This is a genomic window from Termitidicoccus mucosus, assembly GCF_038725785.1.
In the GTDB taxonomy this organism is placed as follows: domain Bacteria; phylum Verrucomicrobiota; class Verrucomicrobiia; order Opitutales; family Opitutaceae; genus Termitidicoccus; species Termitidicoccus mucosus.
Genome location: NZ_CP109796.1, coordinates 6,826,785 through 6,839,177, shown reverse-complemented (window position 1 = coordinate 6,839,177; position 12,393 = coordinate 6,826,785). Strand labels below are relative to the sequence as shown.

Annotated in this window: 12 protein-coding genes; 10 read left to right on the top strand and 2 right to left on the bottom strand. The window is 60.7% G+C overall.

The annotated features are described in order from the left end of the window. Positions 1-11: 11 nt before the first annotated feature. The 6 genes from OH491_RS24185 (at position 12) to OH491_RS24160 (ending at position 4,898) form a co-directional block, all read left to right on the top strand. Entirely contained in the window at positions 12-980 is a 969-nt protein-coding gene (locus OH491_RS24185) for a hypothetical protein (protein ID WP_068768657.1), read from the top strand. A gap of 17 nt (positions 981-997) precedes the next feature. Further along, positions 998-3,007 (top strand): GspE/PulE family protein, encoded by a 2,010-nt coding sequence (locus tag OH491_RS24180; RefSeq protein WP_334318998.1) that lies wholly within the window; start codon positions 998-1,000, stop codon positions 3,005-3,007. Between the two features lie 83 nt (positions 3,008-3,090). After that, positions 3,091-3,681: a nucleotidyl transferase AbiEii/AbiGii toxin family protein gene (locus tag OH491_RS24175; RefSeq protein WP_068768659.1), complete on the top strand. Its 591-nt coding sequence runs from the start codon at positions 3,091-3,093 to the stop codon at positions 3,679-3,681. Beyond that, a complete protein-coding gene (locus OH491_RS24170; protein WP_068768660.1) occupies positions 3,678-3,977 on the top strand; it encodes a hypothetical protein in 300 nt (99 codons plus the stop codon). The genes OH491_RS24175 and OH491_RS24170 overlap by 4 nt, the downstream gene beginning before the upstream one ends. Continuing rightward, positions 3,974-4,201: a hypothetical protein gene (locus tag OH491_RS24165; RefSeq protein ID WP_068768661.1), complete on the top strand. Its 228-nt coding sequence runs from the start codon at positions 3,974-3,976 to the stop codon at positions 4,199-4,201. Before OH491_RS24170 ends, OH491_RS24165 begins: the two co-directional genes overlap by 4 nt. Then, on the top strand, positions 4,173-4,898 hold the full coding sequence (locus OH491_RS24160) for a nucleotidyl transferase AbiEii/AbiGii toxin family protein (RefSeq protein ID WP_068768662.1): 726 nt from the start codon (positions 4,173-4,175) through the stop codon (positions 4,896-4,898). The genes OH491_RS24165 and OH491_RS24160 overlap by 29 nt, the downstream gene beginning before the upstream one ends. Positions 4,899-4,911: 13 nt before the next feature. Here the strand turns inward: OH491_RS24160 and OH491_RS24155 are convergent, their stop codons facing one another. Further along, on the bottom strand, positions 4,912-7,776 hold the full coding sequence (locus OH491_RS24155) for a VirB4 family type IV secretion system protein (RefSeq protein ID WP_068768663.1): 2,865 nt from the start codon (positions 7,774-7,776) through the stop codon (positions 4,912-4,914). Positions 7,777-7,826: 50 nt separating this feature from the next. Between OH491_RS24155 and OH491_RS24150 the strand changes: the two genes are divergently transcribed. The 4 genes from OH491_RS24150 to OH491_RS24135 all read left to right on the top strand — a co-directional run bounded on the left by OH491_RS24150 (position 7,827) and on the right by OH491_RS24135 (position 10,876). Further along, the gene (locus OH491_RS24150) at positions 7,827-8,909 is read left to right on the top strand and encodes a hypothetical protein (RefSeq protein WP_068768664.1); all 1,083 of its coding nucleotides are present in this window, start codon (positions 7,827-7,829) and stop codon (positions 8,907-8,909) included. Between the two features lie 73 nt (positions 8,910-8,982). After that, the gene (locus tag OH491_RS24145; RefSeq protein WP_068768665.1) at positions 8,983-9,822 is read left to right on the top strand and encodes a hypothetical protein; all 840 of its coding nucleotides are present in this window, start codon (positions 8,983-8,985) and stop codon (positions 9,820-9,822) included. Positions 9,823-9,855: 33 nt separating this feature from the next. Then, positions 9,856-10,236 carry a hypothetical protein gene (locus tag OH491_RS24140; protein WP_068768666.1) on the top strand — a complete coding sequence of 127 codons (381 nt, stop codon included), beginning with the start codon at positions 9,856-9,858 and terminating at the stop codon, positions 10,234-10,236. A gap of 46 nt (positions 10,237-10,282) precedes the next feature. Continuing rightward, positions 10,283-10,876: a glycine zipper domain-containing protein gene (locus tag OH491_RS24135; RefSeq protein ID WP_068768667.1), complete on the top strand. Its 594-nt coding sequence runs from the start codon at positions 10,283-10,285 to the stop codon at positions 10,874-10,876. Between the two features lie 440 nt (positions 10,877-11,316). On the opposite strand, the gene OH491_RS24130 is transcribed toward OH491_RS24135, so the two are convergent. Next, entirely contained in the window at positions 11,317-12,330 is a 1,014-nt protein-coding gene (locus tag OH491_RS24130; protein ID WP_068768668.1) for a LacI family DNA-binding transcriptional regulator, read from the bottom strand. Positions 12,331-12,393: the final 63 nt, after the last annotated feature.

Genomic DNA, 12,393 nt, shown 5'->3' with positions numbered 1-12,393 from the left:
AATCCTCATTCATGACCACGGAATCCACGGGTGCGCAAATCCCGGCCTCCGGCCGCAAACCGCCTCCGGCAGGACAACCGGAATCCACGGCGCACTATAACCCGCAGGGCACCGCCAGCCCCACGCACGACATCCGTGTGGAAAAACACGAAGATTCCAGCCGCGAACTCCTCAAACCCTTCGCCGCTGAAAAATCCCCCCGGTCCGTCATCACCATCGCGGCGGAAGAATATCAAAGGCTGAAGAAACTGGACAACTTGAAGCTGCTCGGGCTGCACCCGGAAAAAACCAGGCTGCCCAAGGCCGAGGAAACCCGGCTGCGAAAACTCGTCACCGACAGCAGCATCGACGCCATCGCCGGGGAGAAAAAACAGGAGCTGGAAAAAGCCAGCCGGGTGCAGACTGAAATCGCAGTCAAAAAGGCACTCGAAGCAGCCCAAAAAAGGAGCCGCAAGAAAACCGAAACCAAGGGCCTCAGGCACCGGCTGCTTGCCGTCGGCTTGATCCTAGCCGCCGGTCTCGCCGGATGGCAATTCAAGCCCCGGGAACAAAACCGGATCGCCCAGTCCCCCTCCACCATCGAAATCGCCCCGGAACGCCAGGCCCAGGCCCTCAACTGGGCCTTCCACCACACCGACCGCGCCATCCTCTGGATCACCAGCGTCGCCGATCGCGACATCATCCGGCATCTGCAAGCCAAACTCCAAAACCACGGCAACCTGGGCTGCGTCATCCTCGTGACCCAGGAGGCCGCACAGGATTTCGAGACCATCGCCCGCGAAATCAACGTCACCACCTACGTCTATCCCGGCTCTCTGGGACACATCAACCGGTTGATTTTTGACGACCAGCTCATCCTCGACGCCACCTCCGCGACCGGGGTCATCCTCATGCCCAATCCCGCCAAGGCCCGCGAAATCAAGGAATGGATCACCGCCTTTCTCGAACCCCATGTCTACCAGCTCCACCGGAGCGACTGAGCCCCGGCGCCCGCCCCATGCACTCCCAACCGGCACCACATCCCGGCATCACCGCCGGGCCCGAACCCGAGGACAACCTGCTGGAGGCCCTTTGCCGGATGCAAATCATCAAAAAACAGGAAACCCAGCACCGGATGGCCTCCCTGCCCATCCCGCCGGACAGCCCCGCCGCGCTGCTCTGGACCCTGGTCAACCATCCCCACATGGGGCGCCCCGCCCCCCGGCAACTCCTGTCCATCCTCGCCGAGGAACTCGCCCTGCGCGAGGCCCGCGAAAAAAGACCGCTGGGCTACATCCCCTGCCCGGGATACAACGACGCGCGGCTCATCCTCACCCTCGACAAATATGACACCCTGCCCCGCCCCCGCCAGCGGGAATTCGCATTCCTGCTCCGCACCCCGGACGACCGCCAGGCGCTGCTCGTACTCGACACCGACCCATGGCGGCCCGAAAGCACCGGCGCCGCCTTCGCATGCTGGAAAACCAAGGCCATCGAAAACGGCCTCGAAATCGAGCCCGACATCCTCCACGTCCACGGCTTCACCCACCTCCATGAGGCGCTGTCCTGCGACCGGCACAAACACTGGGAGCCCCTCGCGGTAAAACCCCTCACCCAAAAAACCCTGGAAGCCTCGCGGCTCAACCCCTACTGGGAAACCCCCACGCATATTTACGCCTGGGACGCATCCCACCTGCCCGCCGAGGAAACCCGCCGGCTCCACGCCCGGCTGGAATCCCTCCTGTTCAAAAAAATCCGGCTCACCCCCCAGTTGTTCAAACATCTGGGCGACCCGTCGGGCAAATACCTCGCCCCGCCGGCATTTTCCCACGAAACCCGGAAAATCTGGGAAGACTTCCTCAAAACCGCCATCCTCGAAAGCCATTCCGACATCCACATCCAGCCCAACATCGACGGCGCCGTGGCCGTCGCCTCCAGAAGATTCGGAAAAGTGCGCCCCCGCCTCATGATCCCCGTCTCCCAGCGGGATAATTTTTATAAAACCGTCATGCTCGGCACCGGGCTCGACGCGCTCAAGGACGCCCACGTGCCCAGGGACGCCCGCGCCTCCTTCTCCGATCCCCTGCTGGGCCGCACCGTCGACCTGCGCTACTCGCTCCATCCGGGGCCGCCGCCCCGCTTCTGGCCGCAGGTCATCATCCGGCTGCTCGACCCCGACAACCTCAAACCCGACATCTTCGCCCTCGCCAGCCTGTTCCCCGAGGACCGCGCCGCCTGGGACGCCATCCTGCGGCTCAATGACGGCATGGTCCTGGTCGCCGGCCCCACCGGCAGCGGCAAATCCATGACCCTTTACACCCTGCTCCATTCATGGCACCTCAAGGACCCGGGGCTCAAATTCCAAACCATCGAGGACCCCATCGAATTTCTGCTCGGCCCCTGGCTCCACCAGTCCGAGGTGCTCCACGACCGGCACGTCTCCTGGCACCGACTCATCCGCCAGTCCCTCCGCAACGACATCGACGGGCTCATGCTCGGCGAAATCCGCGACCGCGAGACCGCCGAGCTGGCCAACCAGTTCTCCCTGTCCGGCCACCTCCTCCTGTCCACCCTCCATGCCGCATCCGCCTGCCTCATCGCCTCCCGGCTCAAGGAAATGGGCGCCGACACCGCCACCACCGCCCACACGCTCAAAGCCGCCATCGCCCAAAAACTGGCCGCCTTCTCCTGCCCTCACTGCCAGCGCCCCCTCACCCGGGAGGAACAAACCGCCTGCCTGGTCCGCGGCGCGCCCGGGGACCTGCTCGGCGAACTCATCGACAACACCGGCTGCTCGGCCTGCAACCACGAGGGCGTCAACGGGCGCACCGCCTTGCAGGAATTCGCGTTTTTCCAAAATGCCGGGGATGTCCGGTTCATCCGCGACCCCGATCCCCACGGGCTCCGGAAACGCATGCAAGAACAGGGCTTCGCCTCGCTGGGCCAAAAGGCGTGGAAACTCGCCTGCAAACGCATCATCCCCGCCTCCGAGGCGCTCGACATCGCCGAAACCCAAACGGAGGAATAAACTAGTCACGAGGGAAAAACAAGACGGCAGCCACGCGCACGCCGCCAATTGACACCCGGCAACACCATCCGTAAAAAAACACCATGACAACTTTCGAACACGGACTCAACGCAGACCAATGGGCGGAAAAACTGGAAAAAATCTCCCTGTACCTTGAACATCCGGCTTCCCTTTGCATCATCGGCTCCGCCGTCGGCATGTTCGCCCAACAAATCCGCACATCCATCGACCTCGATATCTGGAACAATGGATCATCTTTCTTTTACAGCGACCTCAAACAAGCGGTCGAAAAAGCCGGACTGCTCTTCAACCCAAAAGAAGAAATGGAACCCGGCCGGCCTTATATCCAAATTGTCCAGCCGGACATCGTTCAAATAGGCCCGTATGACGAGACCATCACCGTGCTCCGGGAAACCGGACTGACCATCATCCGCCCTCCGATCGAAAACATCATCGCCTCAAAACTGACCCGCGCCTCCCCGCGGGATCTTGAAGACATCATGTATTTAAAAAATCACTTCGGTATTTCCAACGAACAAATCAAGGCAGTCATCAATAAATTTCCTCCCGGCATAACAAAAGAGCAAACACTCGAAAATATCGTTTATCTCGATGTCCTGCCGGAACGTCCCGAACCTAAAAAACCAGATATCGGACCGGAAACCGAAAGATGATGAAACTCACGTCAATCATCGGCGCCCGCCAGCGTGAAATGGACGCATGGCACCTCGCCCAGCATCCCGAACAAGTGGCCGAGCTGCTCGCCGCCCGTGACTGGGAACGCCTCATCCCCTTCGCCGACGCCATCGCCGCCGACGTTCCTGTCCAACTCGCGGCCACTGACCCGGCCCTCTACCGCACCCTGCGCAAAGCCGTCACGGAAATTCATGTCCGCGGCCTCGCCCTCAACCCGGACGCGCTCCGGCGACAAGTCCGCCGGCCAAACCGCACATCCGCAAAATTCCCATGATCCATCGCCATCTTGACAATCCGGGATTTTCCGGCGCCGCCATTGATGATATCATATCCCGGGGAGCCTGGGAGGACTGGGCGGATTTGCGCCAGGCCGTGATAAACAATCCCGCCCTGCTGGACAGGGTGGAGCAAATCTGCCGGCACTATACTGCCGATCCCTACGCCCAACGTTATCACTTCTGGATGCATTATGTCAAAAAACACAAAACCGCAGCCTGACTGGGAAAACGTGCTGTCGGCGGCCACGCGCCTCCAGCACATCCTGCCCGGCGCCACCTTGGTAGGCGGCACCGCATCGGCGATCTACGCCAATCATCGCGTCTCTTACGACGCCGACCACATATTGGTTGATTTGCGCGGCCACTATAAAGAAATACTCGCGCAACTCGAATCCGTGGCGGGCTGGAAAACCGCGCGCACCAAGGAACCAGTCATCATCCTGGGCAGCCTCGACGGCATTGAAACTGGCGTCCGCCAGCTCATCCGGGAAGCCCCCTTGGAAACCGTCACCCTGCCCTTTGGCGACCAATCCATCACCCTCCCCTCCCCGGAGGAAATGCTGCGAATCAAGGGAGTGCTCATTCTCAAACGCAATGCCACCCGCGACTACCTCGACTTCGCGGCCCTGGCCGATCACATGGGAGACGAAGCCACGGCAAAAGCCCTGCAATGCTTCGACCGATTATACCCGCAAGCCAGCGGGGAATCCTCCCTGCAACAACTACAGGCCCAACTGGTCAATCCAATGCCCTATGACTTGGATATCACCGACCTCGCACAATATAAAAAGCTCCAGCCCCGCTGGCAGGATTGGGACGCCGTAAAAACAGCCTGCGCCCAAATCGCGGTAAACTTGTTCGACCGGATATGCGAATCGCAAAAAGAACAACCCGAAGACCCGCAACCGGATTTCTGAACAAACGAACTGCTCACCGGGAGCCATCCAGCGCGAGCCGGTAAATCATGACATGCCTCGCCAGCGCCAAATCATCCAGCCGGGACAACCCCGCCTGCGACCAGCCCTTGGCCACCATCCCGGCAATCAGGCGCCCGCGCGCGCCCGGCTGGCGCAATTCATCCCGCACCTCCGCCAGCACCCGGATGCGCCGCCCGTCATCGTCCGAACTGGAGGAAAACGCCCACAGCTCCTCCGGCAGCGGCGCGTAGCGCAACCGGCTGAACAACAATTCCGGCTGATCCATCAACCGGCAAAAATACCCGTATTCCGCAAACTTGCCGTCCTCGCGCGCCAGCGCCGGCAGCATCCGGCATTGGTCCACGGTCAGGTTCAGCGTGTCCCCGATCAGCTCCGCCTCCTTCGCGTCTATATTGGCAAAGAAAAAATGCGACGACTGGGTGATGATCGGACTGGTCTTCGCCGCCGACATCGAGCCGGTCATGCGCGAGACAAAATTAATCAAATCCGAAAAATCCTGCGTCAGCAGGTGGAGGCTTACATCGCGGGAGCGCGCCGCCTTGTATAGCCCGAGCACATTCTCGGCAAACGCCTTTCGAAACAAAACCTTCCATGCCTCGTCAAATATCACCAGCACATGCTCCCGCTCGTGGTCCGGCAGCGTGCTGTTGCGCGCGGTGATCTGCGACAGATGCCGGAAGATCAAAGTCATGAACACCGTCAGCAAATCCTCCCGGTCCAGCACCCACTTCAAATCAAAGACCGTCAGCCACGCCCGGGGAAAATCATCCGGCCCGTCCACATAACGCGCATTCATGTTCGCCCCGTCCGGAAAAGTCCACGACGAGGACAGCACCTGGCTCCAGTCGTCCGCCATCCGCACATAACCGGACGATTCCGGCCTGCCCTGCACGCAATTGCGCATCGCCTGGGGCAAATCCCGCAAATACGGCACCCCCGAGGCCGGGGGATTCGCGAACAAATAATTGATCGATTCCGTCAGAAAAGCGCGCTGCTCATTGCCGAGCGGGCGCGCATCCGCCCCGCCCTGCAATATCGCCTCCAGCGTGGCCAGCTGCAATTTCAAATCCTCCTCGTCCGGCGGCTGCACCTGCCCGTTGGTGACTTTTGTCCCCAGCGCGTTGAAACAAAAATCCTTTTCCACATACGCGCCGCCCAAAACCGCGCAGGCGGTCTTGAACGACGGGGTGCCCACCGCCGCGTCCACCACCAGCACCCGGGTGCGGCGATTGCAATAACTCGAAATCAGATAATTAAACAAAAAACTCTTGCCCGAGCCGGAGCCTCCCACGGTCACGCCACCATACATGGGCACGCGCCTGCGGGCAAAAAAATCAAGGGCGAACGGCGTGCCCAAGGCGGTCTCGAACAAGGCGGGCACCGCCGGCTCGCGCACCTTCGCCAGCACGCCCGTCCCCTGCCCGAGCAACGGCACCAGCGGCGCCGCCTCCTCATTGGTCAGCGCCACCACCCGGTGCGCATCCCCCCGGCCCGGGCATCCGGGCAGGCAATAGGACAGAAAATAAGGAAACGCCGCCAGGCTCTCCCCGCCCAGCACCATGGTCGTGATGCTCCTGACCTGCGCAATAATCACCTCCTCGGACGCGACCAGATCCGCCGGATCACGGCTCCACAAATGCACCGTCAACGTGGCGGAAAACAACGAGGACACATCGTCGTTTTCCAACGCCGACAACTGCGCGTTTATCTGGGCCAGCTGCACCTCCAGCTCCGGATGTTTCATCGGATCATCCCGATACTGGGCCAGCACCAGGCCGCGCTTCTTCTTCAAGACCACCTTGTCCCGCGTCTTGTCCCGCGGGGTCAGATTCAAGGCCAGTTGAAAATTGCGCACCGCACCCAGCACTTCCGACCGGGTGAACGCCGTCATTAAATAACCCATTTCCACAAAGGCCGGCGGCACCTCCAGCGTCAGAATCCGATGATAATACCAGCCGGTCGTGAAATACGCGCCCGCGTCGGTAATCCGCCCGGTCACACACTGCGCCGCCACCGAGGCCGTCGAGCCCAGATTGGAATACAATCCCTGCACCGCCCCGGACTCAAACCGCAGCCGCTCCCACAAGTCGGGTGACAGCAACCGGCGCCACAAACGAATATAATCCGTCGAATGCACCGGCCGGGTGGCCAAGCCGCGGACCTTGCCAAACGCCCGCTCCATCTGGGACACCCGGGCGCCCCATGCGCCCATCTGCCGCAGCAAATCCAAGCGCTCCGTGGAACGAAACACCGTGCGGGCCAAAGGCAGGCCCGAGCCCATCACGTCGGACAACCCGCCCAATACCCGGGACGCCAGCCCCCGCCGCGAAACATCGCAAACCCGGCCCTCATACGGAGTCTGCAAAAAACACATCGATAAAAAATGCCGCAGCTGCCCGGTCGCAAACCGCCGTTGATAATCGGCCAGGCGCCGGGCGCGCGCATACGCCACAAACGGCGGGTCATCCGGGCGCGCCCCATAACCTTCATACAAAGGGTCCATCACATCCTGGGGCATCCAGACAAATTGCAACCGCTCTCCTTTGCGCAGCATGCCGATGGCGGCCGCCAGTCCGCGATGCACCGTGTCCGCCGCCTCCTGCGCGTAATAACGCAAATCCGGGCTTTCGATAAAAAACCCGCCCCCAAGCGCGAAATCCTGCGAAACCACCACGCCCCGCGTGTCCAAATCCTCCACCGGGGACAACGTCCCGTCCCCCCGGATCTCGTCAAGGTGCGCCACGGGAAACTGCGGCGCGAAATCCTCATACGCATCCAGCCGCGCCGTCCCCCCGGGCAAACCCGAACCCACCGGGGCGTATTGCGAAAGCGGAAGCGCATTCGAGGCAATTTTCATAAATGAACATATGAAAAAAGCTCATCCGAAACCAAACCAGGCCCTCCGATATGCATTCCCTCGAATCCGCCATCCGCTCCCTCGACGCCCTCCACGCCGAGCCGAAAAAAGATTTTTTCCAAAAAACCGGCATCCGCCTGCGCATCCTCAAAAACGAGGCCGGACTCTCCCCCTGCGGCGAACCCCAAGTCATCCGCGCCCGGCTCTGGAATTTGGGCGGAAACATCCGGCTGGAACTCGAAACCTGGAAAATAGAATCCCCGGAAATAATTTTTGAATACTTCGATCTGGGGGACGCGGAAACCCAAAAACAAATCCTCGTGGACGGCTTGGGACAACTTTCAAAAAAAACGCCCGACGGCCCCTTCCGCCTGCCCGGCCTCACCAGCCTGCTCCAGACCGAAATCACTTCCAAAATCCTCGAAACCTTGATCCACCAAACCCGGCCCCGCCCCGGCCCGCCCAGCCCGCCAATTTCCGCCCCTCCCCCACCCGCGGGCGAATCCGGCGTCATCTTTACCCTGAGACAAACACTGGAAACACTCGACCAAGCCGGAAGCATTTCCACCGGGCCCGGCCAATCGCTTTTGATCGAGGAAGGCAAAAACGGCGTCACTCCGCAACTGCGCCACCTGCTCTCGCGCCCGGACCGCAAAACCCGCGCCCGCGAAATCACCCGCGTCATCACCGGGGGGACAAACCCGTGCGAAACCCTCGCGGGCACAATCCATGAAACCGGAAGCGATCGCCTCCAGATACTGCCGTTCGAAACCGTCGAAACCCTGATCGAGGAACAAGTGACCTGGGCCGACTGGCTCACCCGCACCAAGCCCAACCGGCTCGAAAGCCTCGATGTAACCCGCTATCTGCACAAATCAAACGACCAGGCCCGGCTGCTGGCCCGGTTTGGAAAACTCGCCGGCGCCGCCTGGCGCGATCTGGCCGCCACCCATGCGATCAGCCCCGCCGCGCTCATCCTGTCCGCCGCCGCCCATCCCAAACTCGCCGGCGGCCTGGCACGCAAAATCCAGCGCCACCCCATCGACCCGGCCCATCCCGTCATCCCTGTCATCAAAAACGGCCTGCTCAACCGCATCCTCATCAAACATGCCTGGATATTTTCCCGGGAATAATACCCCGGCCTTTTTATCAAAAACCCGCCGGCAATAATCCCGGCAATAAACAATAAAATATCATAATAATCACATGCACATTTTTACCGCCGGGCTCTGCGCCGCCATCATTCCCGGGCTCACCGCCTCCATCCTTTTTCTCATCCTCAAGCCCGCGAAAAAACACGCCTGGGCCGCCACCTTCGCCGGCTGCGCCATCCTCTCCGCCATCGGATTTTTCAACCTCCCGCTCGCATGGCTGCTCCCTGGCGAAAAAACCATCCTGACCGTCCTCTACTTCACCGGCCCGGTCATTTTCCTCGGCGCAGGGCTGCCCGCCCGGGGGAAATCCAAGGCCGCCGCCACGTCCGGGCTGCTCCTGCTGCTCATGGCGGGATTTTTTATCGCCTTCAAAAAAAGCGCGCCGCTCGACGCCGCCGGACGAAAACTGCCCGCGGCACTCGAAGCCCCGCTGCGAACCCGCGCGATCGAACTGCTCCGGGAAAACCTCTCCGCCCAAATCCTAAAAAAACCCGGCGGCGAAACCGTCATCGAAGGGCCTTTCAAACTGCCCATCCTCGGCAACCCGGGCACCTTCTGCCTCAACAGCCTGCTGGAAGGCCTGCTCGCCACCGGACAAATCCCCCGGCACTTCCACGCCATCCTCAAATGCGAGCCCGAAATCCATTCCCTGCGGGCCACCCGGCATGATTTTAACGGAACCGAAATCCCCACCCTGTCCCTCCAAGGCGGGGCCGCCTTCCGCCTGACCGTCATCCCCATCCCCGAAAACCCCGCCCGCGGCCATGTCCCGAAAAGCCTCGCCCTGCTCCTGCCCGTCACCGCCCTGCTCGCCAGCGACAACACCCAAAAACCGGAGCTGCTCCAGCTCCAAATCAAACAACCCGGGCCCGGACGCCGGCCCGATTTCTGAAAAAAAACAAAAAATAGCATACACGGCGGAACCATGAATAAATTCAAACGCCTTGCCACCCGTCTTGCCGGACTTCCCGAAATCCCGGAATCACAAATTTTCCCACGCTGGTGCCTCGCCATTCTGGGCTGCCTGCTCACACCGCACCTCTTTGCGGCGGGACTCGACGGCTTCGACTACTCCACTGCCATGAGCCAGGCCGAAAGCATGCAATGGCTGCAAAACGCCATCAAGATCGCAAACATCGTGCTCATCATTTGCATGCTCGGCGGCATCGCCGGGCTGATCGCAACCCTGGTCTATTTTCTGGTCCAGGAAAAACAGCTCAAGGATATCAAAATCAGCCTTTTTGTATTCGGAGCCCTTCTCATCCTCCCGCTGTTCGTCAGGGGACTCCTGACTTTGATTTCATAAAATATAATCCGGAAAATTCATTCGCAACCCGCTCCCCTTCCCCATCATGGCCCGCCTGAAAAAAACGCTCCCCGCCTGCCTCGCCGCCGCCTGCCTCTCCTCTCTGGAGCTCCATGCCGAAATCGGCACCCTCATCGGCGCCGCCGCCCTCGGGGCGGCCGGAACCGCCGTCAAGGGCAATGCCCTCACCAAAACCGGGGCTGCCGTCGGCGGTGCCCTCGTCGGCGGACTCATCGGCAACGCCATCGAAAACAAACAAAGGCAAAAGGAACTCGAAACCTACATGCTGGGCCGGTATCAGGAAGGCTACATCCAGGCGTTCACCCCTTGGTACAAGGCCACCCTCGACCCGCTCACCGGACGCCCGCCCGTCTTCGATGGCTACTGGGCGATGGACATCGGCCTGCCCGGGCCCGCCAAACCCGACGCCCAAGCCAAAGCCAGGCTGGTGCCCGCGCTGCGCAACGACTACGAGGCCGCCCTCGGCATCCTGCCAGTTCCGTCATCCGTCTTCGGCACCCGGCCCGCCGTCGCCCGCCCGTCCGCCGTCGCCCACGTCACCAGCCGGAAAAAAATCATCAACGGCGTCGAATACATCAGCCGCCAGGTCATCTACCCACGACTGCCCGCACGACGATAACTAATCGTCTCTCCCGTTTTTCCATGGATCGAAATCGACGTGCGATGGACTTTATGACTGAAAAATCGCAATGACGCATTGACCGCGCGCATGATATGTCGGCACCGGGCCAGCGATGCAGCACATAGCCGAACGAGCCCGCCTCGTAGCAACTGTGCACCTCGCCGCCTCCGGCAGCAACACCCGCCACCCAGGCCAAGCAGGCATCGGACGTGAAATGACGTGCCGGTTGCAGCGAGGCGTCGTCGTATTGCGCCAAGACAGACGAGGTTGCGCGCAATGAATGCGTCCGCCATTCGCTCTTATGCTGTTTCTTTTTCTTCTTGCTATCGTGAGTCTCGGTTGCGCGTTTGCCGCGCAGCGGGCTGGGGAATACTCGCAATTTGGTAAATGATTTGGAGACACTTTCCACGCCATTGTTGTGATAGCGAGAGCACCTCCTAAAGCCCAGGCGGAGGATGCCAGAGACCCGGAAATAGCACCATCTTCACTTGCTCGGGCACGCCGCGCTCGTTGCGCTGGAGCTGGCCCACGACAAGATCGACGGCATTTGCCGCGATGATTTCTTCGCCTTGCTCAATGCCGCCGAATTTCGGGAAAATGGGACGCCAGTCTAAAAGCACGATTTTGGTCGATGCCGGTATCCGAAATCCCCGTGTTTCTTTCAGGCGATCCAAAACACCGCTGGTCGTGACTATCACTTCCGGCCCAGGCCGGAGGGATAGCTTTCGGACCAACTTCGCGGTGTTGTCCGGGGTGGAAAGGAGCAGATGCCGCCGGGCTTGCGATGGCGCGGGGTAATGCTCGAGAAACGCGGACGACCAGGCCCTTTTAGCGCGCTCGTTCATCACGGTGTCAAGCACCGCAACGATTCGGCGGCAGCCTCCTTCACGCAGCTTTGTCAGCGCCATTTGCATTCCGGCGAAGTGGTGATGTCCCGAATGATGAAATTCGGGACTGGCCTGCGCATTGCCGATGATGGCGATCGAAAATGCGCTGACATCCCAATCGATGCTAAAACTGGCGTATTGGCTGAGAGGAGAAATGACTACCCCACTGATCGACCGGGCTTGCAAAACCCCGGCGAGACGTTGGGCACTCAACCCACCGGCTTCCCTCAGCCGGAATTCCTCCAATTTGTAGCCAAGTTGCTCGGCGCGCTGTCGCGCTCCGGCAAACCAAGCTGAATGGGGAAAGGCGGAATCGACGGGCGTATCGATCCACACAAACGCGAGGCACTCTCCCTCGGCAACCCGCCGTGATTGGCGAATGTGGGCCATCAGTGCGGCGACGCGCGGGTTCTCTTGGTAGCCCATCTTTCGTGCCACATCCTGAATTTTCTCCCGCGTCGCCGGAGGGACATTGGCGGCATTACGCAATGCATAGGACACGGTGGAGACCGCGAAACCGGCAGCGCGGGCAACTTGGGTCAGGGTAACGTTAGTCTGAGACATATGAACGTTTTCACTAAAAGACGAATGGCCGTCAAAGCCAAATCGCTTTTCTTAAAACTCTTT